We start from the raw sequence: 26,085 nt of genomic DNA on the forward strand, positions 1-26,085 counted from the left end.
CAACGTATACCGAGACTGGCGGCGCTGAGCGACCGCCAGTTTCGTTGCGCATCAGGAAGAGGGCAGGTCGCCCTGCGTGTTAAGCTGACGTTTGCGCCAGTAACGCAGCAGCGGAGGGACAACAAGCACCGCGATGGCTAACACCAGGAGCGTTTTAGTTACGCCGCTTTGCCACAAAATCCCCACGTTGCCGTTACTGATGGACAGCGCGCGGCGCAGGTTCTGCTCCAGCATCTCGCCCAGCACAAACCCTAAGATCAACGGCGACATCGGGAAGTGCATCTTACGCATAATGTAGCCCAGCACGCCCAGCCCAACCATCAACAGCAGGTCGAAGGTGGTGCTGTGTACCGCGTAGACGCCGACTGCGGACACAGCGGCGATGGCCGGGGCCAGAAACCACAGCGGGATCGTCAGCATGCGGGTGAACAGACCGATCAGCGGAATGTTCATAATCAGCAGCATCACGTTGGCGATCAGCAGCGCGGCAATTAATCCCCAGACGATATCCGGCTGCTCGGTAAACATCGCCGGACCCGGAGTGATATTGTAGAGGGTCAGGGCGCCCATCATCACCGCGGTAGTTCCGGAGCCGGGGACACCGAGGGTAAGCATCGGAATGAACGATCCGCAGGCGGAGGCGTTATTTGCCGCCTCCGGCGCCGCCACGCCGCGAATATCGCCCTTACCGAAGGTATCGCTGTTACCGCTGAGCTTTTTCTCGGTCATATAGGTGATGGCGCTGGCAATGGTCGCCCCCGCGCCCGGCAGAATACCGACAAAAAAGCCCACCACCGATGAACGCAGCGTCGCGCCCACGCACTGGCCCGCCTCTTTGGCGTTAAACAGCATGCGCCCGGTTTTCCGTACCAGCCTCTGTCCGCTGCTGGTGCTCTCCAGCATCAGCAAAATCTCCGAAACCGAAAAGAGCCCAATCACCACCACGATAAACTGCACGCCGTCGGAAAGATGAACGCTATCGAAAGTGAAACGGTACACCCCGGTATTGGCATCAACGCCCACCGTCGCCAGCCCCAACCCGATTAACGCGGCGAGAAACGATTTCAGCGGATTTTGCGCCATCATGCTGCCGAGGCAGGCGATGGCAAAAATCATCAGGGCGAAATATTCCGCCGGACCGAACGCCAGCGACCACTGCGCCAGCATCGGCGCGAACAGGATGATCCCGCCGATAGCGATCGTTGAACCCACAAAGGAGCTCACGGCAGAGATCGACAGCGCCACGCCGCCGCGTCCCTGCTGCGCCATCGGATAACCGTCGATGGCGGTCATAATGGCGGCGGCATCGCCGGGCACGTTGAGCAGGATCGACGAAATACGCCCGCCGTATTCACATCCAATATAGACCGTAGCCAGCAGAATTAACGCCGATTCTGCGGGCAGGTGCAGGGCAAAGGCCAGCGGCAACAGGATCGCCACGCCGTTAATCGGGCCGAGACCCGGCAGGAGTCCGACGATGGTGCCGACGAAGCAGCCGATCAGCGCGATCGTCAGGTTGCCCGGCGTCATGGCGACAGCGAAGCCCTGCGACAGATAAATCCAGATATCCATAACCTTCTCCGTTAACTTAACCAGACGCCGAGCGGCAGGGTGACATCAAGCAGGGCGTCAAAGACGTACCACAGCGCGATGCCCATCGCGACGCCTGCTACCCCAGCAGCGGGCAGGGTGGCGCCAAACAGCAGGCCAAAAACAGCGGTCAGCAGCGCGGTGGCCAGAGGAAACCCCAGCCATTCAAAACCCCACGCATAAACCGCCAATGCCACGACCATCGTCAACAGCCGTTGTAAAACCAGACGCCCGGGCCAGGAGATTGCGTCGGGCCGCCGCAGTAGCAGCAAAACGGAGCACAGCAGCATCAGGCCGATAATGCCGACCGGAAAGGGGCGTGGGCCGACGGGTTCATAGGCGTATTCGCTGTGGATTTGCCAGGCGATAAACATCCCCCCTACGCAGAGCAGCAGCCATATTCCGGCAAAAATACGATCGCTCATCGCAGCCTCCGTGGGTTATTTGGCAAGGCCAAAAGATTTCGCCTGCAGGCGATACTCTTCCACCTGCTTTTTGACGTAGGCGTCCAGCTCTTTCCCGTTCAAATTGAATTCAAACAGGCCGCGCAGCTCGCGCTGTTTTTTAAACGCGTCGGTCTGCTGCAGTCGAGTGAACTCCGCCACCCACCACTGATAATCGGCATCGCTGACTTTCGGGCCGACGAAGAAACCGCGAATAATCGGCCACACCAGGTCATAGCCCTGCTCTTTGGCGGTAGGGACATCGGCGAGCGCGCCGGGCAGCCTTTCGTTAGCGAAGACCGCCAGCACGCGGATTTTATTGCCCTGGAGATAAGGCACCATTTCGCTGAGATCGCCGGATACTGCCTGCACGTGATTACCCAGCAGCGCGGTGACCGGTTCGCCGCCGCCCTCAAACGCTACGTAGCGCATTTTGTGCGGATCGACGTTTGCTTTCTGCGCCAGCAGCGCCGCTTTCATCCAGTCCTGGCTGCCGATTGAGGCGCCGGCGCCGATGACGATACTGGCGGGATTTTTTTCCATTGCCGCCATAAACGACGGCAGATCTTTCCACGGCGAGTCGGCGCGGACGGCAATCATGCCGTAATCGGTGCCGACGCTGGCCAGCCAGCGGACATCATCCACGCCGTAGCGGCCAAACTTGCCCTGCGCCAGGTTGAGCAGCGAGCCGCCGGAGAAGGCGACAACGGTGCCGGGTTCTCCGGGGCGCTGGGCGACGATAGCGTTATAGGCCACTGCGCCTACGCCGCCGGGCATATAGGTGACGCGCATCGGTTTTTGGATGGCGCCGGTTTCCATCAGGCTCACCTGAATCAGCTTACAGGTGAGATCGAAGCCGCCGCCGGGCTTGGCGGGCGCGATACATTCGGTACGGGAAGGCGCTTCGGCGGCCCAGGCAGAGGCGGTAAAAAGGCATAATGCGATAGCGCTAAGAGGGCGAAGGAACGGGATATTCATAGGCTTCCTCAGTCAGATACAGGGGACGTTTTTTTGATTATGTGAACCGGCTTGTGGCTATTCGGTTGCGTGATTGTTAAAACAATTACCTTTCATTTCCCTTTCAATGCGGCAGCAACTTTACAGGATGTGATATGCGTCTCTTACTGGCAGAAGATAACCGTGAGCTGGCTCACTGGCTGGAGAAAGCGCTGGTACAGGGCGGGTTTGCCGTGGACTGCGTATTTGATGGCCGGGCGGCCGATCATCTGTTGCAAAGCGAAAAATACGCGCTGGCGGTACTGGATATCGGCATGCCGGGCTTCGATGGCCTGGAAGTCGTGCAGCGTCTGCGAAAGCGCGGACAAACCCTTCCCGTTTTACTGCTGACCGCACGCAGCGCGGTGGCGGATCGGGTAAAAGGGCTCAACGTCGGCGCCGATGACTATTTACCAAAACCGTTTGAACTTGAAGAGCTGGACGCCAGGCTGCGCGCACTGCTGCGGCGTAGCGAAGGCCAGGTGCATGAGATTCAGCAGATCGGCTCTCTGGAATATCGCGATGAAGGCTATTTTTTACTGCGCGGACAGACGCTATCGTTGACCCCGCGCGAGCAGGCGCTGCTGACGGTGCTGATGTTTCGCCGCACGCGTCCGGTGTCGCGCCAGCAGCTGTTTGAACAGGTCTTCAGCCTTAACGATGACGTCAGCCCGGAAAGCATCGAGCTATATATCCATCGTCTGCGGAAGAAACTTCAGGAGAGCAACGTGCGAATTGTGACCCTGCGCGGCCTGGGTTACGTGCTGGAGCTCGCCGATGAGGTGGGGTAAGCCGCAGTCGTTATTCGCTCAGCTGCTGCTGTTTCTTGGCCTGCCGCTGGTGTTACTGTGGGGGCTGTCGGCATTCAATAGCTACGTCAGCGCTCTGCAGGCGGCGACCCAGGCTTACGATCGTACGCTGCTCTCCTCCGCCCGCACGGTGGCGGAACGCCTGGTGGTACGCGGCGGCAGACTGGAGGTGAATGTCCCCTGGGTGGTGCTCGATAGCTTCGAGCTGAATATGAACGATCGCCTGTACTATAAGGTACTCGATCCCGGTAAGCGGGTGATTTCCGGTTTTGACGATCTGCCATCGATGCCGCCCTCAACCTCTCGTACCGAGCTCTATCCGGCGCTGGCGTGGTTTTATCATACCGAGTATCGCGGTCAGGCCATCCGCGTGGCGCGGCTGCTGCAGCCGGTTAACGAAGGTGGCGTTGTGGGAATGGCGGAAATCTATATCGCCGAAACGCTGCAGTCGCGGCGCTGGCTGGCGGGACAGCTGCTGTTTTCATCGTGGATCTCGCAGGGGCTATTGGTGCTGTTGACGCTGGTGCTCACCGGCTGGCTGCTGCGTCGGGTGCTGCGGCCGATGCGTCGGCTTTCGGCGCTCATGGTGCGGCGCGAACCCGGCCTGTTGACGCCGCTGCCGGAACTGCTGCCGTGGTCGGAAACCCGTTTATTGATTGTTGCTTTTAACCGCTATATCGACCGGCTGCGGGCGATGATCTCCCGACAGGAGCGGTTTAGCGCCGATGCTTCTCATCAGTTAAAAACGCCGCTGGCGGTGCTGAAAACCCAGGCTTCGGTGGCGCTGGCGAGCGGCGATCCCCGGCTGTGGCGAGAGAGTCTGGAGGCGATGAGCGGCACGCTGGACAGTACGATTCTGCTTACCGAACGCCTGCTACAGCTGGCTACCATCAAACGTAAAGAGCAGGGAGAACACGCGTTTCCGCCGGTGGATCTGTATGAGATTGTCCACAACAGCTGCTTTTCCCGTCTTCAGCAGGCGCGGAGCAAAGCTATCGATCTCGGCTATGAGGGGGAACCCTCAACGGTGACTATCGCCGGCGATGGCGTGCTGTTGAGCGAGCTGTGCGCAAATCTGTTGGATAACGCGATCCGCTATACGCCGCAGGGCGGTATCGTCACGGTCAGCCTGCATCGTGAAGGGGAGGCGGTGCTGCTGGATGTTGAAGACAGCGGGCCGGGAATCGATGATGCGCAGATCCAGCAGGCGCTCATGCCGTTCCACCGTCTGGAAAACGTTGGTGATAATCCCGGCGCCGGGCTCGGACTGGCGCTGGTCAGCGATATTGCACGCCTGCATCGCAGCCATCCGCAGCTGCTGCGTAGCGAAACGCTGGGCGGGCTGAAGGTCAGGCTGCGCTTTTTGACTGTGGGTTCAGAGTAGGCCTTTCAGGGTGAGCGTCTTCCGGGTCGCCTCGTTCAAATCATAGTGGGGAAGATCTTCCGCTTTTACCCAGGCGTAGTCCTGAAACTCCTCGTTGATGGTTACTTCGCGATTGGCACTGACGCAGTCGAAGATAAGATAAATCATATATATTTCTTCCTGACGGCCATCGGCGTAGGTTTTAACCCGTACGTCATCGCTAAAGGTCCACGGTGTGATGTGGGTTAGCTGCAGTTTTTCGCCCAGCTCTTCGCGAATTTCCCGCCGCAGCGCCGCTTCGATGCGTTCGCCGGGCTCGACGCCGCCGCCGGAGAGCGCCCACTGCCCGGGAAATACCCCGCGATCGTCGGCCATTTTGCACAACAGATAGTGACCCTCATGTTGAATGAGCGGGCAGACAATAGTCCTTTGACGCATAACTTCTCCTTAATGATGGCAGGGATATATCACGGGATGGTCCAGTTTGCGAGCTGCCTCGGCAAACCGCAAGCGAAAATACGCGTTGAGCGCGAGCGGTGGTAGGGTGAGCGCAGGTTAATGGGTTGGGGCCATCATCAGCTGCCGCTGGTTATTCCTCTGCTGTTTTATCACGGTAGAATCAGTCCCTACCCGCACTCAACGCGCTGGCTGGACGGTTTTTCTCTACCAGAGGTGGCCGAGCGGCTCTATAGCCAGAACTTTCCGCTAATAGACGTGACTGAGATCCCAGATGACCAGCTGATACAGCACCGGCGGGTCGCTATGCTGGAACTGTTGCAAAAGCATATTCGGCAGCGGCATAGGATGGACATCTCAGAGCAACTGGTCAGAATATCCCCCCGGGATACACTACCCGTCGGCAGTTTAAAACGTTGCTGAATTATATGCTTCAGGCGGGCAACGCCGCCGATCCGGTGGCTTTTTTACGCAATCTAGCGCAAAAGACGTCATTCAAGCCGCATAAGGAGACGCTGATGAATATTGCTCATTTTCTCGAAGAGCGAGGTCGCAAAGAGGGGATGCTTCAGGGAATGAAGGCGGGGATAGAAAAAGGTTTGCGCAAGGGCCGACAGGAAGGTCGTAATGAAGGCAGAAATGAAGGGCAACTAGCGGCGACAAAACGCATCGCCCGGGCGATGCTGGAAGAGGGGCTTGAGCCTGACCTGGTCGCAAAGCTAACCGGACTGTCGCTGCGGCAGTTCGCTAAGCTTCAGCACTAACCCCTAAAACGTTTTCGTCAAACGGCAGCCGCACTTGGGCTGCCGTTTGTGTTTACAGGGTTTTCTGTAAGACTTTCAGCGCCGCGGCCACGCCCGCGCCGTAGTCGGGATGGACTTGACTAAACAGGCCAATTTGTCGCTGCTGGATAAATTCAGGGATATCCCGCATATCGCTGGCGATTCGATGGAACATACGCTGATGCTCGTCTTCGCTTAATAGCCCGAACAGCGCGCGCGGTTGGCTAAAATAGTCGTTATCTTCCCGATGATTCCAGTGAGCCGCCGCGCCTTCAAGATTTAAAGGCGGTTCGCTAAAGTCCGGCTGCTCCTGATAGAGGCCGAAGCTGTTTGGCTCATAGGTGACGCCGTTGCCGCTATTGCCGTCGACGCGCATCGCGCCATCGCGATGGTAGTTATGGAACGGGCAGCGCGGCGCATTGACCGGAATCTGATGATGATTAACGCCCAGGCGGTAGCGCTGGGTGTCGCCGTAGGAGAATAAACGACCCTGCAGCATGCGATCCGGAGAGAAGCTGACGCCAGGCACCACGTTAGCCGGATTCATCGCAACCTGCTCAACCTCGGCGAAATAGTTGTCCGGGTTGCAGTTGAGCTCAAGTACCCCCACTTCTATCAGCGGATAATCACTATGCGGCCATACTTTGGTCAGATCGAAAGGATGGTAAGGGACCCGGCTGGCTTCTGCTTCCGGCATGATCTGCACGTAAAAGGTCCAGCGCGGAAAATCGCCTCTTTCAATCGACTCATAGAGATCGCGCTGCGAACTCTCGCGGTCCTCGGCCACCAGACGTTTTGCTTCATCATCCATCAGGTTGGCGATCCCCTGCTGGGATTTAAAGTGGAATTTCACCCAAAAACGTTGATTGTCGGCATTTATAAAGCTGAACGCGTGGCTGCCGAAGCCGTGCATATGGCGATAAGAGCGCGGGATGCCGCGGTCGCTGAAGTCGATAGTCAACTGATGCAGCATTTCGGGCAGCAGGGAGAAAAAATCCCACTTCCAGGTAGGGTTGCGCAGGTTGGTGCGCGGATCGCGCTTCACTACGTGGTTCAGGTCCGGGAATTTCAGCGGGTCGCGAAGATAAAAAACAGGGGTATTATTGCCTACCAGATCCCAGTTGCCCTCTTCGGTATAAAACTTGATAGCGAAGCCGCGGATGTCGCGCTCGGCGTCTGCGGCGCCGCGTTCTCCGGCAACGGTGGAAAAGCGCAGGAACAGATCGGTGGTTTTACCGACCTCGGCGAACATTTTTGCGCGCGTGTAGCGGCTGATATCGTGAGTGACCGTTAATTTACCGTAAGCGCCGGAGCCTTTTGCGTGCATTCGGCGTTCCGGGATAACCTCCCGGTCGAAGTGGGCCAGTTTTTCCAGAAACCAGACATCCTGCAGCAGCATCGGGCCGCGAGGACCTGCGGTGATGACATTGTTATTATCGACAACCGGCGCGCCGGAGCCGGTGGTTAATCCTTTTTTGCTCATCTTTATCTCCTGACAAAGTTTTATGTAACTTATTCATTTCCCGCAAGGGCAGAATAAGCTGAGCGCTATTTGTAGAATAAATATCCAACACGGACAATCTGGCTCTGGCTATCGATTTGATACCCGCGTCCGTTGGCCTGGCTCCGGTAGCAACTGGTTACAATCACAATGGTAAAGCTCGTCTTAGCGCATTGATTCCTTAACGTTCGGCAGTACAATTTCGCGGTTTTTTGGGACTTTTTAATTCTTGTTTGTTGGATAGAGTAAAAATGAAAAAAAGTATATTTGCGGCCCTCGCTGGCATGATGTTCGTCTCAACGGCGGCGCATGCGATCAGTTTCAGCGGACAGGCCGGCGAGCACTACACGAACCTTGGCGTCGGATTTGGCACGGAATCTACCGGCCTGGCGGTAACCGGCAACTGGCTGCATAACGATGACGACGGCGATGCGGCAGGCCTGGGACTGGGGCTGAACATCCCTTTAGGTCCATTCCTTGCCACCGTTGGCGGTAAAGGGGTTTATACCAATCCGAATAACGGCGATGAGGGCTACGCAGCGGCGGTTGGCGGCGGCCTGCAGTGGAAGATCGGCGACAGCTTCCGCCTGTTCGGCGAATATTATTATTCTCCTGATTCGCTCTCCAGCGGTATCGACAGTTATCAGGAAGCTAATGCCGGCGCGCGCTTTACCATTATGCGTCCTCTGAGCATTGAAGCCGGTTATCGCTACCTTAACCTGGCGGGTAAAGACGGCAACCGGGATAACGCGGTCGCGGACGGCCCGTACGTCGGCGTTAACGCCAGCTTCTAACCCCTTCGGCGCGGTATTCCGCCGCGCCTGATTTTCAGGCTTTTTCGCCAGCCGCTTTGCGATATAGTATTTCTACTTATCAGGCTGGAGTTGACAATGTTAAACGTGGAAATGCTGTCCACCGGCGATGAAGTGTTGCATGGGCAAATCATCGATACCAATGCCGCGTGGCTGGCGGATTTCTTTTTTAATCAAGGATTACCTTTAAAGCGTCGCCATACCGTGGGTGACGATCTTGACTCCCTGGTGGCGATTTTACGTGAGCGCAGCGAGCATGCCGACGTGCTGATCGTCAACGGCGGTCTGGGCCCGACCAGCGATGATCTAAGTGCGCTTGCCGCAGCGACCGCCAAAGGTGAAGGGCTGATTCTGCATGAAGCGTGGCTGGAAACCATGACCCGCTTCTTTGCCGAGCGTGGAAGGCCTATGGCCGCCAGCAACCGTAAACAGGCGGAAATTCCGCAAAGCGCCGAGATGATCAACAATCCGGTCGGAACCGCCTGCGGTTTTGCCGTGCAGCTAAACCGCTGCCTGATGTTTTTCACTCCCGGCGTGCCGTCTGAATTTAAGATAATGGTCGAGCAGGAAATCTTACCGCGCCTGCGCGAACGTTTTCCGCTGCCCGCCGCGCCGCTGTGTCTGCGTCTGACCACCTTCGGTCGTTCCGAAAGCGAGCTGGCGCAGAGCCTCGAGCATTTACAACTGCCGCCGGGCGTGGTGATGGGCTATCGCTCCTCAATGCCGATTATCGAACTGAAGCTGACCGGGCCTGCCGAACAGCGCGAGGCGATGCTGGCGCTGTGGCCGGAAGTGCAAAAAGTGGCCGGAGAGAGCATCGTTTTCGAAGGCACCGAAGGCCTGCCGGCGCAGATCGCCCGTCGTCTGCAGGAGCGCCAGCTAAGCCTGACGCTAAGCGAGCAGTTCACCGGCGGTCTGCTGGCGCTACAGCTTTCACGGGTCAATGCCCCGCTGTTGGCCAGCGAAGTCATTCCGGCGCAGGAGGAGACCCTGGCGCAGTCTGCGCGCTGGGCGGCGGAACGGCGCGAAAAACACTTTGCCGGTCTGGCGCTGGCGGTGAGTGGTCAGGAGAGCGATCACCTGAACTTTGCGCTTTCCACGCCGGACGGCACCCACGCGCTGCGGGTGAAGTTCGCGACCAACCGCCACAGCGTGCAGGTGCGTCAGGAGGTCTGCGCGATGATGGCTCTCAACATGCTGCGCCGCTGGCTGAATGGCCAGCCCGTGGCCGGTGAACACGGCTGGATTAACGTCGTTGACTATCTCGCCGTTTAGATAAAACACCGCGTCGGGAGCCCTACCCGACGCGCAATCAGTCCAACCTGCTGTACTTGCTTTTAAAAATTCTGTGCACTATCTCGCATTTCTGTCCCCTTGAACGTCCACCCTGCTGGAATAGCGTCGTCATTTGAAGTCGCTCACAATTTATAGACCCGACAACCGCAACACTGATTCCAGTATTCAGGATTGGAGTCCAGTATGTTGGAATCAAGCAAAGTCCCGGCGCTAACCCGCGCCATCGATATTCTCAATTTGATCGCCCGCATTGGTCCGTGCAGCGCGGCGACCATTATTGACGAACTGGGTATTCCGAAAAGCACCGCTTACCTGCTGCTGGGAGAGCTTAGAAAACAGCGCTTCCTCAGCATGGATAATCAGGACAACTACTGTCTGTGGACCAAACTGGTTGAGCTGGCCGGTCACGCGCTGAGCAAAATGGATCTGCGCGAACTGGCGCGTCCGCGCCTGACGCAGCTAATGGATCAGTGCGGACTGCTCTGCCATCTGGGCATTATCGATGGCGGTAACGCCTACTACATTCTGAAGATTGAATCCCCGGCCACCATCAGCGTGCGTTCCCACGAAGGTAAAAGCCTGTCGCTGTACCGCTCCGGTATCGGTAAATGCCTGCTTGCCTGGCAGCCCGAGCGGGTTCAGGAGTCAATTATCAGCGAGCTGCAGTGGGAGAGGGCAACGCCAACCACCATCACCAGCGCCCAGCTGCTTCGCGATGAACTGGGGCGTATTCGCGCCCGCGGCTGGAGCTTCGATAACGGCGAAGATTATCCCGACGTTCGCTGCGTGGCGGCGCCGGTTTTTAATGCCAATAACGAGCTGACCGCCGCCATCTCCGTGGTGGGTACTCGTCTGCAAATCAATGAAGACAATCGCGATTATCTCGCTGGCAGGGCGATTGCCTGCGCCAAAGACATTTCTCGTCTGCTGGGGTGGAAAAGCCCCTTCGAACAACAAGCCTCATAATAAGGAGAAGATCATGACCCTACCGAAAATTAAACACGTCCGCGCCTGGTTTATCGGCGGCGCTACCGCAGAGAAAGGCGCTGGCGGCGGCGACTATCATGACCAGGGCGCAAACCACTGGATTGACGATCATATCGCCACGCCGATGAGCAAATATAAACAGTATGAACAGTCCCGCCAGTCGTTTGGCATCAACGTTCTCGGCACGCTGATTGTTGAAGTCGAAGCCGAAAACGGCCAGACCGGCTTTGCGGTATCAACCGCCGGCGAGATGGGCTGTTTTATTGTGGAAAAGCACCTGAACCGCTTTATCGAAGGGAAGTGCGTCAGCGATATCAAACTGATCCATGACCAGATGCTCAACGCCACCATGTACTACTCCGGCTCCGGCGGCCTGGTGATGAATACCATCTCCTGTATCGACCTGGCGCTGTGGGATCTGTTCGGCAAAGTGGTGGGATTACCGGTATACAAACTGTTGGGCGGCGCGGTACGCGATGAAATTCAGTTCTACGCTACCGGGGCCCGTCCGGACCTGGCGAAAGAGATGGGCTTTATTGGCGGCAAGATGCCGACCCACTGGGGCCCGCACGATGGCGATGCGGGGATCCGCAAAGATGCCGCCATGGTGGCCGATATGCGCGAAAAATGCGGCCCGGACTTCTGGCTAATGCTGGACTGCTGGATGAGCCAGGACGTTAACTACGCCACTAAACTGGCCCACGCCTGCGCGCCCTATAACCTTAAGTGGATCGAAGAGTGCCTGCCGCCGCAGCAGTATGAAGGCTATCGCGAGCTGAAACGCAATGCCCCGGCCGGAATGATGGTCACCAGCGGCGAGCACCACGGCACGCTGCAATCCTTCCGCACGCTGTCGGAAACCGGCATCGATATTATGCAGCCTGACGTAGGCTGGTGCGGCGGTCTGACCACGCTGGTGGAGATTGCGGCGATCGCCAAATCGCGCGGCCAGCTGGTGGTGCCGCACGGCTCGTCGGTCTATTCGCATCATGCGGTCATTACCTTTACCAACACGCCGTTCAGCGAATTCCTGATGACCAGCCCGGACTGCTCAACGATGCGTCCGCAGTTTGACCCGATTCTGGTTGATGAGCCGGTACCGGTGAACGGGCGCATTCATAAAACCGTTCTGGATAAACCGGGTTTCGGCGTCGAGCTGAACCGCGACTGCAACCTGAAACGTCCTTATAGCCACTGATCCCGTCGTGCCGCACAGCGCTGATGTGCGGCCTATTGTTGAGGATATTACGATGAGCAACACCTTGCTTGAGAGCGTGGTGAAGAAAAACCGCGCCCGTTTGATCCCCTTTATGCTGGCGCTGTACGTGCTGGCGTTTCTTGACCGTTCGAATATCGGCTTTGCGAAAGAGACCTATCAACTGGATACCGGCCTCAGCAATGAAGCTTACGCGCTGGGGGCGGGGATTTTCTTTGTGGTGTACGCCTTTCTTGGGGTACCGGCCAACCTGCTGATGCGCAAATTCGGCGCGAGAAAATGGATTGGCTGCACCACCTTGCTGTGGGGCATTCTTTCAGCGGCGATGGCGTGGGCGGATACGGAAGCGAAATTTCTGCTGGTACGCACCCTGCTTGGCGCCGCCGAAGCAGGTTTCTTTCCGGGCATGATCTACCTGACCTCACAGTGGTTTCCGCAGCAGAACCGCGCCAGCATTATGGGGTTATTTTATATGGGTGCGCCGTTGGCGCTGACCCTCGGGTCGCCGCTCTCCGGCGCGCTGCTGGAAATGCACGGTTTTATGGGGCATCCCGGTTGGTTCTGGATGTTTATTATTGAAGGCTTACTGGCGGTCGGCGCGGGTTTCTTCACTTTCTTCTGGCTTGACGACACGCCGCAAAACGCCCGCTTCCTGACCGCTGCCGAAAAGCAGGCGCTCATCAGCGAGCTGGCCAGCGAAGAGCAGAAAAAGATTACTTCGCGTTTGTCCGATGCGCTGCGCAACGGCCGCGTCTGGCAGCTGGCGATTATCTATCTCACCATTCAGGTGGCGGTTTACGGCCTGATCTTCTTCCTGCCGACCCAGGTTGCGGCGCTGCTCGGCACTAAAGTGGGGTTTGTAGCATCGGTGGTGACCGCGATCCCGTGGGTGGCAGCGCTGTTCGGTACCTGGCTGATTCCTCGCTACTCCGACCGCACCGGCGAGCGGCGTAATATTGCGGCATTGACCCTGCTGGCGGCGGCAATTGGCATTGCGGTCTCCGGGCTGGTGTCGCCGGTACTGGCCATCATCGCGCTGTGCGTTGCCGCCGTCGGCGTCATTGCCGTACAGCCGGTCTTCTGGACTATGCCGACGCAGCTGTTATCCGGCACGGCGCTGGCCGCAGGCATTGGTTTCGTCAACCTGTTTGGCGCGATCGGCGGATTTTTAGCGCCGATTATACGCGTCCAGGCTGAAACGATGTTCGGCAATAATTCTGCCGGATTATTGACCCTCGCCTGCGTGGCGGTTATCGGGGTTGTTATTATCTTTTCACTGCGCGTGAGCCGCACGGTACCGCAGGCCGGCAGCGTACAGCATTAATTTAAGGGAGAACTATGAACGCAATTTTATCGAACCCATTTAAAGCGGGGTTATTGCAAGGGGAAGCACAAATTGGCCTGTGGCTGAGCTCGACCTCCTCTTATATGGCTGAGATTGCCGCCACCTCGGGTTACGACTGGCTGCTGATTGACGGTGAACATGCGCCGAATACTATTCAGGATCTTTATCATCAGCTACAGGCCATTGCGCCCTACGCCAGCCAGCCGGTGATTCGTCCGGTAGAGGGCAATCGTAGCCTGATTAAACAGGTGCTGGATATTGGCGCCAGAACGCTGCTGATCCCCATGGTCGATACCGCAGAACAGGCGCGGGACATTGTCTCGGCGACGCGCTATCCGCCGCTGGGGACCCGCGGCGTCGGCGCCGGGGTAGCTCGCGCCGCGCGCTGGGGAAGGGTAGAGAACTATATGGCGCAGGCCAACGATGAGCTGTGCCTGCTGATTCAGGTTGAGAGCAAAACCGCCCTCGATAATCTGGATGCGATCCTTGAAGTCGAGGGGATTGACGGCGTCTTTATCGGCCCGGCGGACCTGTCGGCCTCGCTGGGCTACCCGGATAACGCCGGTCATCCTGAAGTGCAGCGGGTTATTGAACAGAGCATCCGCCGCATTCGCGCGGCGGGAAAGGCGGCCGGATTCCTGGCCGTCGATCCGGAGATGGCGCACAAAGCGCTGGCGTGGGGGGCGAATTTCGTTGCCGTTGGCGTCGATACCAACCTCTATACCAGCGCGCTGGATAAACGACTGGCGATGTTCAGGCCGGTAGCCGAACAGGCGGAGGGCAAGGGGAGCTACTAGCCCCCCGGTGTTGGCGCTGGCGTCAGGCCAGCGCCTGCGCCAGCAGAGTGATGGGATGCTCGCAGCGTTTACTGGTGGACATCTCTATCTGCCATTTACAGGTTTCACAGTCGGTCACTACCAGGTCCGCGCCGCTCTCCTCAATTTGTCGGAACAGCGGCGCGCCAATCGCCTGCGATGAGTCGTAATTCTCCGACTTGAAGCCGAAGGTGCCGGCAATACCGCAGCATTGCGAGTCGAGCACCTCCAGCTGCAAGCCGGGGATCAGCCGCAATAGCTCAAGGGTATACAGCGACCAGCCCATCTTCTCCATATGGCAGGGCGTGTGATAGATCACCTTCAGCGGCAGCGATTTCAGCGCCAGCTTCCGTCCGGCGTCCAGCTGACGCCAGATCCAGCGGGTCGCCAGTTCAACCCGGTCGCGCACATCGTGATTATCGATATCAAGGATGTGCGGATATTCATCGCGCAGCGTAAAAGTGCAGGTCGAGGACGTCGCCACCACTGGCAGGTTATTTTCCCGCATCGCGGTAACGTTGCTCTGTGCCTGTTTACGCGCCTTCGCAAAAAAACCGTTGGCAATGAGCGGCACGCCGCAGCATTTTTCTTTATGCAATAGCTGCACGCCGATGCCTATGGCGTTGAGCACCCGGATAAGATCTTTACCCAACTGCGGATTGTTGTAGTTCACATAGCAGCCGTGAAAGAAGGCTACCTGCTCGGCGTACTGCGCCTGTTGGCCAGCCAGCTGTCGATACGCGCGGCGAAAGGTGCCGAAGCCATATTTGGGCAGCGAGCGGCGGTGATCGATTTTGAGCGCGGCATCCAGTACCCGACGTACCGGCATCAGCCCGGTGGCGGCGTTTACCAGCGGAGCAAACGGCGTGGAGAGGGTGCCCATCAGATCGGTGTGGCTGAGGATGGTATCGCGCAGCGTGGGCTTTTGCCGGCCGTATTCCATGCGCGCCCGCTGGATAATATCGCCGATTTTGACGTCTGAAGGGCAGGCGACTTCACAGCGTTTACAGTTAATGCAGTATTTTAACGCCTCGTCGTAGAGCGCGCCGTCTTTCAGGCGCAGGCGCTCGCCGTCCGGCCCGGCCTGTTTTGGCCCCGGGTAGCGCGGACTAACCCGGCTGACCGGGCAGGCGGTGGTGCAAACGGTGCATTTAATACAGTGTTCAAAGCGCGTGTCGTTCATGACTCACCTCCGGCAAGCTCGCCAATTAGCCCTGCGGCGTGAAGCGCGGTCACTGCGCACACGCCGCCGCCGCATCCCAGCGCGATGGCATCAAAACCGCCGAGGATCGAACCGACGGCGAACAGATTCTCCAGCGTCCGCCCCTGACGCTGGGGACGCAGAGCCTCATCGGTTTTCAGGCCGAAACGCTGCCAGGGCTGCGAGGCAAAAAAATCCTGCTGATACCAGCTTTCGCGCGGCAGCGTCTGCTGCAGATCCAGACCGAGGATCGGCTCGCGCACGCCGCTACGTTCGGCGACCAGCCCGTTGCTGAAAAAGCTGCCGCTGGCCAGCACAGCGAAGCGCGGACGCAGCGGAATATCGCCGTGATTGCGCGTCCAGATCGCGTTAACCCTACCGTCCTGGTGGCTGATATCAATGACTTCATCCCCGGTCAGCCAGGTCCCGCCGCTGCGGATAAATTGCCGCTGCAGCTGGGCGTGCAGGCGCATGCCCGGCACCGATGGCGGCAGGGTAGGCAGCAGGCGCAGCGGGCAGGGCAGACGCTGCCGCAGCCACTGGTACAAGCGATCGTCGGCGAGGCCGAAGCAGGCGGGCATAATCAGTAAATTATGCTGCTGCGCCAGCGGGCGCAGCGCCGCCAGCAGGGCCGGCCAGTGCGCTTCATCGTCCAGCCGGCGGGCGATATTGGCGGCGCGAAATTCGGATGGGCTATCGCGCAGAACATCAAGAAGGGATAATTCTATCTCGTGGGCTTCGGCGGTCACGCCGTGCTGGTGCAGAGAGGCCGCGGCAAGATGCGGCTGGAAGTCGCCGAACCCGCTGATGCCAACGACGCAGACGCCGCTGACTGGCAGCGGCGCGGTGGCGATTTCCTGCGGAGAAAGCCAGGCCGCGCGTAAGATTCCCAGCGGCGTCACGCGCAGATGCGGCTGGCTGGCATCGCCCTGCATGGCAATCCCGCAGTCGGCAAACAGCGCCTGAGCCTGGCGGGCGTAATTCATCACCCTTTCGGCGCCGAGCCTGGCATAAGGGTGTTCGGGAAGCTGGCGGGCCAACTGGCCGATACCGTAAGCAACATCGGTGACGGTTTCGCCATTCGGCAGCGTCGAGAGCAAATCCAGCGAGGCGGAAGAGAAGTGCAGGGCGCTTTGGCCCCGGCTGATAATCACGCTGTGCAGGCCGCGCTGGTTGAGCGCCAGCCCGCAGAGCAGCCCGGCAAGGCCGCCGCCAATAATCGCGCAATCAAACTTCATCCTGGTGCTCCTTTTCTAATCCGCACAGACCGAGATAAACCCAGCGGGTAAACTCGCTTTCGCGCAGCGCATCCCCCCAGGCCACCGGCTGAACGCCTTTCCAGCGTTCGTTCAAAAATTGGGACAGCTGGGTGAGGGACCGCGCGGAGGTGGTGACGTTAAAACGCGCGAGCAGCCCGGCGGCGCGGCAGGCGCACAGTTCGCCCTGACAGGTTCCCATGCCGACGCGGGTACGGCGGCGCAGGTCAAGCAGGTTTTTCACCGCCAGGTTTTCAACCGCGTACTCTACTTCTCCGGCAGTGACCGCCTCGCATTCGCAGACCAGGCTACGGCGCTGGCGGCTATCGCCAAGCCATGCCGGGGTGCGATCGCCGTGGCGGTAGATGGCCGACCCGCGCAGCGGCGCAGGTAACGAGATGATTTTACTTAGCGTGGCTTCCGCCGGTTCCTGCGAACCGGGCAGCGGCGTATCGGCGGTCGTGCAGGGGGCGGTATTTCCGAGCTTGCGGCATAGCGCATCCGTGGCCCACTCCGCCATCAGACGATAGGTCATCAGCTTACCGCCGGTGATGGTGATGAAGCCTTCCATACCGTCGCGGCGGGCGTGGTCGAGCAGCACGATACCGCGGCTGACGCTACGGCCACTGGGATCGTCATCGCTGGCGACCAGCGGGCGTATACCGGAATAGGCGCGAAGGACCCGCGTCCGCCCCATGATCGGCGCCAGCTTTTCTCCCTCCCGCAGCAGCGTTTCGACTTCCTCGGTGGTTACCCGGTTGTCGTCAATTTCGTCATAGGGAATATGCATTGAGGTGGTGCCAATCAGCGAAATAGTATCGCCGGGCACCAGGATATCGGCGTCAGCTGGTTTGCGGCAGCGGTTGATAACCTGACGGTTAATGCGGTGGTCGAGGATCAGCAAAGATCCTTTTGCCGGAAACATCGCGATGCGCAGGTCGGCGTACTCTGCGATGCGCTGCCCCCAAATCCCGGCGGCGTTAACCACCACCTGAGCGCGCAGCGCGCGCGATTCTCGGCGCTGATGATTGTAGATCGCGACGCCATGGACACGATCGCCCTGCCGCAGCAGACCGGTGACTTCGCAGCCGGTGAGGATCGTCGCGCCATGTTCGCGGGCATCGAGCATATTCGCCGCGGTGAGGCGGAAAGGATCGACGGTGCCGTCGGGAACCTGTACCGCGCCGAGCAGCGCCGGGTTAACCGCGGGCTCAATACGCAGCGCTTCGGCGGGCGTTAGCGGCTGGGCTTCGATACCTGCCTGCTGACAGGCGCTGATAAAGGTGTACTGGTACGCCGGGTCATCTTCCGGCAAGGTAATAAACAGGCCGCTGGTGGGCTCTATGCAGTGGCGGGCGATACGGCGCAATATACGGTTTTCGCTAATGCACTCGCGCGCTGATTCGCTATCGGTGACCGCATAGCGCGCGCCGCTGTGCAGCAGACCGTGGTTACGGCCAGTCGCGCCGGTGGCGATATCGTAGCGCTCCACCAGCGCTGCCTTTAGCCCGCGCAGCGCGCAGTCGCGCGCGATCCCGGCGCCGGTGGCGCCGCCGCCAATAATAATGACGTCATATTCACGACTATCGGCCATCTCCCCGTCCTCTGTTTTCGTTTTACTTCATTTAGCCATATCGACAGCATTTAATGTTTGATTTCGAGCATATTTGCGCGCAATTCGAGCGTTTGTTGTGACTTTGTGCGCATATTAGAAAATGCTGTCATATTTCTGTAACAAAGTGTGCGACATTTCACAGTATTAGATTTACGCTTTGCCTACTATCGCGACCAAATCAGAAGTTGGTGAATAAATTACGTTTTTTTGCGTCGACGTCAGAAGAACAGCAATGGCCACGGAGGCTGATATGTTAAGTATATTTAAACCCGCAGCGCATAAAGCGCGATTGCCAACCGCGGAAATCGATCCTTTATATCCTCGATTACGCTGGCAGATCTTTATCGGTATTTTCTTCGGATATGCTGCTTACTATTTGGTTCGTAAGAACTTTGCTTTAGCAATGCCCTACCTTATCGAGCAGGGGTTCTCCCGTGGCGACCTCGGTTTTGCCCTTTCCGGTATCTCCATCGCCTACGGATTTTCGAAATTCATCATGGGGTCGGTTTCCGACCGCTCGAATCCGCGCATTTTTTTACCGGCAGGCTTGATTCTTGCCGCGCTGGTGATGCTGGTGATGGGCTTCGTCCCTTGGGCGACCTCCAGCATTATGGTGATGTTCGTTCTGCTGTTCCTGTGCGGCTGGTTCCAGGGGATGGGCTGGCCGCCGTGCGGACGTACGATGGTGCATTGGTGGTCGCAGAAAGAGCGCGGCGGTATCGTGTCGGTATGGAACTGCGCGCATAACGTCGGCGGCGGGATCCCGCCGCTGCTGTTCCTGCTGGGAATGGCGTGGTTTAACGACTGGCATGCGGCGCTGTATATGCCGGCTTTCGGCGCGATCCTGCTGGCGATTTTCGCCTTCGCGATGATGCGCGATACTCCGCAGTCCTGCGGTTTGCCGCCGATCGAAGAGTATAAAAACGATTATCCTGATGACTACAGCGAGAAGCATGAAGAGGAGCTGACCGCAAAGCAGATCTTTATGCAGTATATCCTGCCGAACAAGCTGTTGTGGTACATCGCCGTTGCAAACGTGTTTGTTTACCTGCTGCGCTACGGCATTCTTGACTGGTCGCCAACCTACCTGAAAGAGGTTAAGCACTTCGCGCTGGATAAATCCTCCTGGGCCTACTTCCTTTATGAATATGCGGGGATTCCGGGCACTCTACTGTGCGGCTGGATGTCGGATAAAGTGTTTAAAGGCAACCGCGGCGCGACCGGCGTCTTCTTTATGACCCTGGTCACCATCGCCACCGTTGTCTACTGGCTGAACCCGCCGGGTAACCCGGGCGTGGATATGGCCTGTATGATTATTATCGGCTTCCTGATTTATGGCCCGGTGATGCTGATTGGCCTGCATGCGCTGGAGCTGGCGCCGAAAAAAGCCGCCGGCACCGCTGCGGGCTTCACCGGCCTGTTCGGCTATCTCGGCGGTTCCGTGGCCGCGAGCGCCATCGTTGGCTATACCGTCGATTTCTTCGGCTGGGACGGCGGCTTTATGGTGATGATCGGCGGCAGCGTGCTGGCGGTTGTGCTGCTGATTATCGTGATGCTGGGTGAACGACGCCACCATCAACAGATGAAACAAGGTTAAGGTGCGGCGATGAAAAGTCAATTAACCACCCTGATGAGCGGAGTGCTGCTGGCCGCCACGGCGCTCTCCTTCAGCGCCGTGGCGGGAGAGAAAATCGTTATCGCCCACCGCGGCGCCAGCGGCTATCTGCCGGAACATACCCTGCCGGCGAAAGCGATGGCCTACGCGCAGGGGGCGGATTACCTTGAGCAAGACCTGGTGATGACCAAAGATGACCGGCTGGTGGTCCTGCATGACCACTATCTGGATCGGGTGACCGACGTGGCCCAGCGTTTCCCGCAGCGGGCGCGTAAAGATGGCCGCTTCTACGCTATCGACTTTACCCTCGCTGAGATAAAGTCGCTGAAGTTTACCGAAGGGTTTGAACCGAAAGATGGCAAGAACGTGCAAACTTATCCGGGTCGCTTCCCGATGGGGAAATCTGATTTCCGCATTCATACCTTCGAAGAGGAGATTGAGTTTGTCCAGGGGTTAAACCATTCGACCGGCAAAAACATCGGCATCTACCCGGAAATCAAAGCGCCGTGGTTCCACCATCAGGAAGGCAAGGATATTGCCGCCAGCACGCTGAAAGTGCTGAAGGAATATGGTTACACCGGCAAGCAGGATAAGGTGTATCTGCAGTGCTTTGACGCCAACGAGCTCAAGCGTATTAAGCATGAACTGGAGCCGAAAATGGGGATGGATCTCAATCTGGTGCAGCTTATCGCCTATACCGACTGGAATGAGACCCAGCAGCGGCAGGCTGACGGCAAGTGGGTGAACTACAGCTATGACTGGATGTTCAAACCAGGGGCAATGGCGCAGATCGCCCAGTACGCTGACGGTATTGGTCCAGACTACCATATGCTGGTGGCGGAAGGCTCGAAACCGGGAGACGTGAAGCTGACGGCAATGGTGAAAGAGGCGCACGCCAGCGGCATGCAGGTACATCCATACACGGTTCGCGCGGATCAATTGCCTGACTACGCCATTGACGTCAATCAGCTCTATAACGTGCTGTACCATCAGGCGGATGTCGACGGCTTGTTCACCGATTTTCCGGATAAAGCCGTGCAGTTTCTGCACGCTAAGCAGTAAAAAGCCGGGTTTACCCGGCCTGTGAACGGCAGTTTTGTCGGGCGCATAAGCGTTATGCCGCCCGACAAAACTTACATCTCAATTTCGATATCGCCTTTTGCCCGGCAGCAGCAGGGCAAAATCTCTCCCGGCTGGACAAACGCCAGCGGCTCGGTGAGCCAGTCAACCTGACCGGAAACCAGCCGCAGACGACACGATCCGCAGTATCCTTCGCGGCACTGATACTCCACGTCGATATTGTGCGATTCCAGGGCCGCCAGCAGGGAGGGATGTTCATCCTGACACTCAAGGCGAGTGTCAGAAATCTTCAAGAAAATGCGTTTCATCAGAGCTGGAAGTTGCTCAGATCGTCAGCGTCGACTTCGGAATCGATCTGCCCGACCAGATAAGAGCTGACTTCCACTTCCTGCGGCGCGACCTGCACGTTATCGGACACCAGCCAGGTGTTGATCCACGGGATCGGGTTGGAGCGGGTCTGGAACGGCAGATCGAGACCTACCGCCTGCATGCGGATGTTAGTAATGTACTCAACGTACTGGCAAAGAATATCTTTGTTCAGGCCGATCATCGAACCGTCGCGGAACAGATAATCCGCCCACTCTTTCTCCTGCTGTGCCGCCAGCACGAACAGGTCGTAGCACTCCTGCTTGCACTCTTCGGCGATTTCCGCCATTTCCGGATCGTCAACGCCGGAGCGCAGCAGATTCAGCATGTGCTGAGTGCCGGTCAGGTGCAGCGCTTCGTCGCGGGCGATCAGACGGATAATCTTGGCGTTACCTTCCATCAGCTTGCGCTCGGCAAAGGCGAAAGAGCAGGCGAAGCTGACGTAAAAACGGATGGCTTCCAGCGCGTTCACGCTCATCAGGCACAGGTACAGTTTCTTCTTCAGCTCGCGCAGGTTCACGGTAATGGTTTTACCGTTCACGCTGTGGGTGCCTTCGCCCAGCAGATGCCAGTAGCTGGTCAGCTCAATCAATTCATCGTAATAGCTGGAAATGCCTTCCGCGCGTTTTTGGATCTGCTCGTTGGTGACGATATCGTCAAATACCATCGCCGGATCGTTAACGATATTGCGGATGATATGGGTGTAGGAGCGCGAGTGGATGGTCTCCGAGAACGCCCAGGTTTCAACCCAGGTTTCCAGCTCAGGAATGGAAATCAGCGGCAGCAGGGCAACGTTCGGGCTGCGTCCCTGGATCGAGTCCAGCAGCGTCTGATATTTCAGGTTGCTGATAAAAATGTGTTTTTCGTGTTCCGGCAGCGCCTGGTAGTCGATACGGTCGCGGGAAACGTCAACCTCTTCCGGACGCCAGAAGAAGGAGAGCTGTTTTTCAATCAGCTTTTCGAAGATGTCATATTTTTGCTGATCGTAGCGGGCGACGTTCACCGGCTGACCAAAAAACATCGGCTCAAGCAGCTGATCGTTTTTAGTCTGAGAAAAAGTGGTATATGCCATTGAAGTGAGTCCTGTTGAGATTGTATCGCCCGGCGGCAGTGAGTTTGCCGGGCCTACAAAACCTTAGGCCGGGCCAGCATCGCGCCGCCCGGCAAAAAACTTAGATCTTACATGCGCCGCTTTCGCAGCCGTCGTCCTGAATAGACGGCGCCAGGTCATCCTGGGCATCTTCCGCGCCATCGCGAGTGTTGTGATAGTACAGCGTTTTGACGCCGAACTTATAGGCATTGAGCAAGTCTTTCAGCAACTGCTGCATCGGCACTTTGCCTGACGGGAAGCGCGTCGGGTCGTAGTTGGTATTGGCGGAAATCGACTGGTCGATAAACTTCTGCATAATACCGACCAGCTGTAAATAACCGTCGTTGTTCGGCATTTCCCACAGCAGCTCGTAGCCGTTCTGCAGTTTTTCGTAATCCGGCACCACCTGGCGCAGGATACCGTCTTTTGACGCTTTGATGCTGACGTGACCGCGCGGCGGTTCAATGCCGTTGGTGGCGTTGGAGATCTGCGAAGAGGTCTCGGACGGCATCAGCGCGGAGAGCGTGGAGTTACGCAGGCCGTGCGTTTTGATCGACTCGCGAAGCCGCTCCCAATCGTAGTGCAGAGATTCGCTGACGATAGCATCCAGGTCTTTCTTGTAGGTATCGATCGGCAGAATGCCTTTTGCATAGGTGGTTTCGTTAAACCACGGGCACGCGCCTTGTTCGATCGCCAGCTCGTTAGAAGCTTTCAGCAGATAGTACTGAATCGCTTCGAACGTTTTATGCGTCAGGTTGTTAGCGCTGCCGTCGGAATAGCGTTTACCGTGCTTCGCCAGATAGTAGGCAAAGTTAATCACGCCAATACCCAGCGTACGACGGCCCATCGCGCCGCGTTTGGCCGCCGGGATCGGGTAGTCCTGGTAATCCAGCAGTGCATCCAGCGCGCGAACGGCCAGCACCGCCAGCTCTTCCAGCTCATCCAGGCTATCGATAACCCCGAGGTTGAAAGCGGACAGGGTGCACAGCGCAATTTCACCGTTCTCGTCGTTTACATCTTCCAGCGGCTTGGTCGGCAGGGCGATTTCCAGGCACAGGTTGGACTGGCGCACCGGCGCGACAACCGGGTCAAACGGGCTGTGGGTGTTGCAGTGGTCCACGTTCTGGATGTAGATACGACCGGTGGAGGCACGCTCCTGCATCATCAGCGAGAACAGCTCTACGGCTTTAATGCGCTGCTTGCGGATGCTGTCGTCCTGCTCGTATTGGGTATACAGGCGCTCGAACTCGTCCTGGTCGGCGAAGAACGCATCGTACAGGCCCGGAACGTCGGATGGGCTGAACAGGGTGATGTCTCCGCCTTTCAGCAGGCGAGTGTACATCAGCTTGTTGATCTGTACGCCGTAGTCCATATGACGAACGCGGTTGGCGTCGGTACCGCGGTTGTTTTTCAGCACCAGCAGGCTTTCGACTTCCAGATGCCACATCGGGTAGAAGAGGGTGGCGGCACCGCCGCGGACGCCGCCCTGCGAGCAGGATTTCACTGCGGTCTGGAAGTGCTTATAGAACGGAATACAGCCGGTGTGGAAAGCTTCACCGCCGCGAATCGGGCTACCCAGCGCGCGGATGCGGCCGGCATTGATGCCGATACCGGCGCGCTGAGAAACGTATTTAACAATCGCGCTGGAGGTCGCGTTAATAGAATCCAGGCTATCACCGCACTCGATCAGCACGCAGGAGCTGAACTGACGGGTCGGGGTACGCACGCCGGACATAATCGGCGTCGGCAGCGAGATTTTAAACGTCGACACCGCGTCATAGAAACGCTTGATATAGTCCAGACGCGTCTCGCGCGGATAGTTGGAGAACAGGCAGGCGGCCACCAGAATGTACAGGAACTGGGCGCTTTCGTAGATCTCACCGGTGACGCGGTTCTGTACCAGATATTTGCCTTCGAGCTGCTTAACCGCAGCGTAGGAGAAGGTCATATCGCGATCGTGCTCGATAAACGAATCCATCTGCTTGAACTCTTCTTCCGTGTAGTCTTCCAGCAGATGAGTATCGTATTTGCCGTTTTTCACCATTTTCGACACGTGGTCGAACAACGCTGGCGGCTCAAACTGGCCGTAGGCTTTTTTGCGCAGGTGGAAAATCGCCAGACGAGCGGCGAGATACTGGTAGTCCGGCGCGTCGCGGGAGATCAGATCCGCAGCGGCTTTGATAATGGTTTCGTGAATATCGGCGGTTTTAATGCCGTCATAGAACTGAATGTGGGAACGCAGTTCTACCTGGGAGATGGATACGTTATTCAGCCCTTCTGCCGCCCAATCCAGCACGCGGTGGATTTTGTCGAGATTGATGCGCTCGGTGCTACCGTCGCGCTTTGTCACCAGCAGACTCTGATTCATGTGGTTTATACCTGTCCGTGAAAGAAAATATCCCCCACTTATCCACAGATCGCCGTTGTGACTAACTCTGTGGATAAATACTATATGTAGGGGGTGGTCGATAAAAGAAACGCTATATGGTGAGTATTCTAGTAAGGATTCTTTTGAGTACAAGAGTTGATTTTGACGTTAAATTGAGGTTGCGGAAGGGTGATAATCGCGAAATCCACGCCCCATAAGGCCTGGAGAAGATGTCAATAAATCTGAAAAAAAAATGAAAATTTGATCGAGTGCTGATTTCTTCATCGGAAGAAATAATCACGCGGCTTGATGCCGCGCAATCATCATAGGAAAAACTGCTGACGTTATGCTTTTTTCGCCGTTGTATGCAACATATAGTTAACATCCACCCCCGGCGCCAGCTTGAAGGTATTGGTCAGCGGATTGTAATGAAGACCGGTAATGTGCTGCTCTTTCAGAATTGTCTCATCCACCCAGCCGAGCAGCTCCGCTGGTTTAATGAATTTCTTCACATCGTGGGTTCCCTTCGGCACCATCTTCATGACGTACTCGGCGCCGACAACCGCCATCAGCCAGGCTTTACCGTTACGGTTAATGGTAGAGAAGAATACCTGGCCGCCAGGCTTGACCAGCCGCGCGCAGGCGTGAACGACCGACTGCGGGTCCGGCACGTGCTCCAGCATCTCCATGCAGGTGACGACATCGTACTCCCCGGCGTGCTTCGCCGCGTGTTCTTCCACGGTTTCCTGGACATAGTCGACCTGAATACCGCTCTCCAGGGCATGCAGTTTCGCGACCTGAAGCGGTTCAAACCCCATATCCAGACCGGTGACCGTAGCGCCTTCCCGGGCCATGCTTTCTGCCAGGATGCCGCCGCCGCAGCCGACATCCAGCACTTTCTTACCAAACAGGCCGCCTGAGCGCTCCGCAATATAGCCAAGACGCAAAGGATTAATGCGATGTAACGGTTTGAATTCGCCCTCTAAATCCCACCAGCGCGATGCGACGGCTTCAAATTTAGCGATTTCATTATGATCAACATTGTGGGCCACCGACGGTTTTTCGGCATTCATGGGCGCTATT

At 57.6% G+C, this 26,085-nt stretch carries 22 protein-coding genes and 1 pseudogene; 11 read left to right on the forward strand and 12 right to left on the reverse strand.

The features are described from left to right. Positions 1-51: 51 nt before the first annotated feature. Genes K2184_RS07455 through K2184_RS07465 form a run of 3 tightly spaced genes read right to left on the reverse strand, consistent with a single transcriptional unit; the run spans position 52 to position 3,011 of the window. Positions 52-1,572 carry a tripartite tricarboxylate transporter permease gene (locus K2184_RS07455; protein ID WP_049591750.1) on the reverse strand — a complete coding sequence of 507 codons (1,521 nt, stop codon included), beginning with the start codon at positions 1,570-1,572 and terminating at the stop codon, positions 52-54. 11 nt (positions 1,573-1,583) lie between these two features. After that, positions 1,584-2,015: a tripartite tricarboxylate transporter TctB family protein gene (locus K2184_RS07460; protein ID WP_016808363.1), complete on the reverse strand. Its 432-nt coding sequence runs from the start codon at positions 2,013-2,015 to the stop codon at positions 1,584-1,586. 15 nt (positions 2,016-2,030) lie between these two features. Next, positions 2,031-3,011 carry a Bug family tripartite tricarboxylate transporter substrate binding protein gene (locus tag K2184_RS07465; protein ID WP_017145592.1) on the reverse strand — a complete coding sequence of 327 codons (981 nt, stop codon included), beginning with the start codon at positions 3,009-3,011 and terminating at the stop codon, positions 2,031-2,033. 134 nt (positions 3,012-3,145) lie between these two features. Between K2184_RS07465 and tctD the strand changes: the two genes are divergently transcribed. Together tctD and K2184_RS07475 are read left to right on the forward strand one after the other, a co-directional pair. Then, complete coding sequence (gene tctD, locus K2184_RS07470) at positions 3,146-3,820, forward strand: transcriptional regulator TctD (RefSeq protein WP_016809054.1); 675 nt, start codon at positions 3,146-3,148, stop codon at positions 3,818-3,820. Further along, entirely contained in the window at positions 3,807-5,222 is a 1,416-nt protein-coding gene (locus K2184_RS07475; RefSeq protein ID WP_004104022.1) for a sensor histidine kinase, read from the forward strand. The genes tctD and K2184_RS07475 overlap by 14 nt, the downstream gene beginning before the upstream one ends. Here K2184_RS07475 and nudI read toward each other — a convergent pair. Then, entirely contained in the window at positions 5,214-5,639 is a 426-nt protein-coding gene (nudI, locus tag K2184_RS07480; protein WP_004104021.1) for a nucleoside triphosphatase NudI, read from the reverse strand. The two genes, K2184_RS07475 and nudI, sit on opposite strands and share 9 nt — an antisense overlap. Before the next feature lie 111 nt (positions 5,640-5,750). Between nudI and K2184_RS07485 the strand changes: the two are divergent. Continuing rightward, positions 5,751-6,421: pseudogene (locus K2184_RS07485) on the forward strand (Rpn family recombination-promoting nuclease/putative transposase); the annotation flags it as partial. Between the two features lie 52 nt (positions 6,422-6,473). Here the strand turns inward: K2184_RS07485 and K2184_RS07490 are convergent. Further along, entirely contained in the window at positions 6,474-7,922 is a 1,449-nt protein-coding gene (locus K2184_RS07490; RefSeq protein WP_163525189.1) for a catalase, read from the reverse strand. A 269-nt stretch (positions 7,923-8,191) separates the two neighbouring features. On the opposite strand from K2184_RS07490, the gene K2184_RS07495 reads away from it, so the two are divergent. The 6 genes from K2184_RS07495 to yfaU all read left to right on the forward strand — a co-directional run bounded on the left by K2184_RS07495 (position 8,192) and on the right by yfaU (position 14,393). Continuing rightward, positions 8,192-8,734 (forward strand): YfaZ family outer membrane protein, encoded by a 543-nt coding sequence (locus K2184_RS07495; protein ID WP_004114193.1) that lies wholly within the window; start codon positions 8,192-8,194, stop codon positions 8,732-8,734. 96 nt (positions 8,735-8,830) lie between these two features. Further along, positions 8,831-10,027 carry a nicotinamide mononucleotide deamidase-related protein YfaY gene (locus tag K2184_RS07500; protein ID WP_004104017.1) on the forward strand — a complete coding sequence of 399 codons (1,197 nt, stop codon included), beginning with the start codon at positions 8,831-8,833 and terminating at the stop codon, positions 10,025-10,027. Positions 10,028-10,231: 204 nt separating this feature from the next. Beyond that, a complete protein-coding gene (locus K2184_RS07505) occupies positions 10,232-11,014 on the forward strand; it encodes an IclR family transcriptional regulator (RefSeq protein ID WP_004104016.1) in 783 nt (260 codons plus the stop codon). 13 nt (positions 11,015-11,027) lie between these two features. After that, entirely contained in the window at positions 11,028-12,233 is a 1,206-nt protein-coding gene (gene rhmD, locus K2184_RS07510) for an L-rhamnonate dehydratase (protein ID WP_004104015.1), read from the forward strand. Between the two features lie 52 nt (positions 12,234-12,285). Next, the gene (locus tag K2184_RS07515; RefSeq protein WP_004104014.1) at positions 12,286-13,575 is read left to right on the forward strand and encodes an MFS transporter; all 1,290 of its coding nucleotides are present in this window, start codon (positions 12,286-12,288) and stop codon (positions 13,573-13,575) included. Between the two features lie 14 nt (positions 13,576-13,589). Continuing rightward, positions 13,590-14,393: a 2-keto-3-deoxy-L-rhamnonate aldolase gene (yfaU, locus tag K2184_RS07520; protein ID WP_004104012.1), complete on the forward strand. Its 804-nt coding sequence runs from the start codon at positions 13,590-13,592 to the stop codon at positions 14,391-14,393. A gap of 22 nt (positions 14,394-14,415) precedes the next feature. Here the strand turns inward: yfaU and glpC are convergent, their stop codons facing one another. The 3 genes from glpC to glpA are packed head-to-tail and all read right to left on the reverse strand — an operon-like array spanning position 14,416 to position 18,462. Continuing rightward, entirely contained in the window at positions 14,416-15,594 is a 1,179-nt protein-coding gene (glpC, locus tag K2184_RS07525) for an anaerobic glycerol-3-phosphate dehydrogenase subunit GlpC (protein ID WP_163525191.1), read from the reverse strand. Then, the gene (glpB, locus tag K2184_RS07530; RefSeq protein WP_163525193.1) at positions 15,591-16,850 is read right to left on the reverse strand and encodes a glycerol-3-phosphate dehydrogenase subunit GlpB; all 1,260 of its coding nucleotides are present in this window, start codon (positions 16,848-16,850) and stop codon (positions 15,591-15,593) included. The genes glpC and glpB overlap by 4 nt, the downstream gene beginning before the upstream one ends. Beyond that, a complete protein-coding gene (glpA, locus tag K2184_RS07535) occupies positions 16,840-18,462 on the reverse strand; it encodes an anaerobic glycerol-3-phosphate dehydrogenase subunit A (protein WP_064344137.1) in 1,623 nt (540 codons plus the stop codon). The genes glpB and glpA overlap by 11 nt, the downstream gene beginning before the upstream one ends. Positions 18,463-18,733: 271 nt before the next feature. On the opposite strand from glpA, the gene glpT reads away from it, so the two are divergent. Both glpT and glpQ read left to right on the forward strand, forming a co-directional pair. Beyond that, positions 18,734-20,080 carry a glycerol-3-phosphate transporter gene (glpT, locus tag K2184_RS07540; protein WP_163525195.1) on the forward strand — a complete coding sequence of 449 codons (1,347 nt, stop codon included), beginning with the start codon at positions 18,734-18,736 and terminating at the stop codon, positions 20,078-20,080. 9 nt (positions 20,081-20,089) lie between these two features. Next, a complete protein-coding gene (gene glpQ / locus K2184_RS07545) occupies positions 20,090-21,160 on the forward strand; it encodes a glycerophosphodiester phosphodiesterase (protein WP_004114182.1) in 1,071 nt (356 codons plus the stop codon). A gap of 71 nt (positions 21,161-21,231) precedes the next feature. Here glpQ and yfaE read toward each other — a convergent pair whose 3' ends face one another. From yfaE to ubiG, 4 genes are all read right to left on the reverse strand, one after another. Beyond that, positions 21,232-21,486 carry a class I ribonucleotide reductase maintenance protein YfaE gene (gene yfaE, locus K2184_RS07550; RefSeq protein ID WP_004104002.1) on the reverse strand — a complete coding sequence of 85 codons (255 nt, stop codon included), beginning with the start codon at positions 21,484-21,486 and terminating at the stop codon, positions 21,232-21,234. Next, a complete protein-coding gene (gene nrdB / locus K2184_RS07555; RefSeq protein WP_004104001.1) occupies positions 21,486-22,616 on the reverse strand; it encodes a class Ia ribonucleoside-diphosphate reductase subunit beta in 1,131 nt (376 codons plus the stop codon). The genes yfaE and nrdB overlap by 1 nt, the downstream gene beginning before the upstream one ends. A gap of 100 nt (positions 22,617-22,716) precedes the next feature. After that, the gene (nrdA, locus tag K2184_RS07560) at positions 22,717-25,002 is read right to left on the reverse strand and encodes a class 1a ribonucleoside-diphosphate reductase subunit alpha (protein WP_004104000.1); all 2,286 of its coding nucleotides are present in this window, start codon (positions 25,000-25,002) and stop codon (positions 22,717-22,719) included. A gap of 344 nt (positions 25,003-25,346) precedes the next feature. After that, positions 25,347-26,075, reverse strand: coding sequence for a bifunctional 2-polyprenyl-6-hydroxyphenol methylase/3-demethylubiquinol 3-O-methyltransferase UbiG (ubiG, locus tag K2184_RS07565; protein ID WP_004114176.1), 729 nt, complete (start codon positions 26,073-26,075; stop codon positions 25,347-25,349). Positions 26,076-26,085: the final 10 nt, after the last annotated feature.

This window comes from Klebsiella sp. K5-306 (genome assembly GCF_051835185.1).
Classification (GTDB): Bacteria; Pseudomonadota; Gammaproteobacteria; order Enterobacterales; family Enterobacteriaceae; genus Klebsiella; species Klebsiella oxytoca.

Coding starts and splice junctions, on each gene's coding strand:
- nrdB (WP_004104001.1), bottom strand. CDS start 22,616: ATGGCATATACCACTTTTTCTCAGACTAAAAACGATCAGCTGCTTGAG.
- K2184_RS07475 (WP_004104022.1), top strand. CDS start 3,807: ATGAGGTGGGGTAAGCCGCAGTCGTTATTCGCTCAGCTGCTGCTGTTT.
- ubiG (WP_004114176.1), bottom strand. CDS start 26,075: ATGAATGCCGAAAAACCGTCGGTGGCCCACAATGTTGATCATAATGAA.
- glpA (WP_064344137.1), bottom strand. CDS start 18,462: ATGGCCGATAGTCGTGAATATGACGTCATTATTATTGGCGGCGGCGCC.
- K2184_RS07455 (WP_049591750.1), bottom strand. CDS start 1,572: ATGGATATCTGGATTTATCTGTCGCAGGGCTTCGCTGTCGCCATGACG.
- nudI (WP_004104021.1), bottom strand. CDS start 5,639: ATGCGTCAAAGGACTATTGTCTGCCCGCTCATTCAACATGAGGGTCAC.
- K2184_RS07505 (WP_004104016.1), top strand. CDS start 10,232: ATGTTGGAATCAAGCAAAGTCCCGGCGCTAACCCGCGCCATCGATATT.
- K2184_RS07500 (WP_004104017.1), top strand. CDS start 8,831: ATGTTAAACGTGGAAATGCTGTCCACCGGCGATGAAGTGTTGCATGGG.
- K2184_RS07465 (WP_017145592.1), bottom strand. CDS start 3,011: ATGAATATCCCGTTCCTTCGCCCTCTTAGCGCTATCGCATTATGCCTT.
- tctD (WP_016809054.1), top strand. CDS start 3,146: ATGCGTCTCTTACTGGCAGAAGATAACCGTGAGCTGGCTCACTGGCTG.
- K2184_RS07490 (WP_163525189.1), bottom strand. CDS start 7,922: ATGAGCAAAAAAGGATTAACCACCGGCTCCGGCGCGCCGGTTGTCGAT.
- glpC (WP_163525191.1), bottom strand. CDS start 15,594: ATGAACGACACGCGCTTTGAACACTGTATTAAATGCACCGTTTGCACC.
- glpT (WP_163525195.1), top strand. CDS start 18,734: ATGTTAAGTATATTTAAACCCGCAGCGCATAAAGCGCGATTGCCAACC.
- K2184_RS07495 (WP_004114193.1), top strand. CDS start 8,192: ATGAAAAAAAGTATATTTGCGGCCCTCGCTGGCATGATGTTCGTCTCA.
- glpQ (WP_004114182.1), top strand. CDS start 20,090: ATGAAAAGTCAATTAACCACCCTGATGAGCGGAGTGCTGCTGGCCGCC.
- glpB (WP_163525193.1), bottom strand. CDS start 16,850: ATGAAGTTTGATTGCGCGATTATTGGCGGCGGCCTTGCCGGGCTGCTC.
- rhmD (WP_004104015.1), top strand. CDS start 11,028: ATGACCCTACCGAAAATTAAACACGTCCGCGCCTGGTTTATCGGCGGC.
- K2184_RS07515 (WP_004104014.1), top strand. CDS start 12,286: ATGAGCAACACCTTGCTTGAGAGCGTGGTGAAGAAAAACCGCGCCCGT.
- K2184_RS07460 (WP_016808363.1), bottom strand. CDS start 2,015: ATGAGCGATCGTATTTTTGCCGGAATATGGCTGCTGCTCTGCGTAGGG.
- yfaU (WP_004104012.1), top strand. CDS start 13,590: ATGAACGCAATTTTATCGAACCCATTTAAAGCGGGGTTATTGCAAGGG.
- yfaE (WP_004104002.1), bottom strand. CDS start 21,486: ATGAAACGCATTTTCTTGAAGATTTCTGACACTCGCCTTGAGTGTCAG.
- nrdA (WP_004104000.1), bottom strand. CDS start 25,002: ATGAATCAGAGTCTGCTGGTGACAAAGCGCGACGGTAGCACCGAGCGC.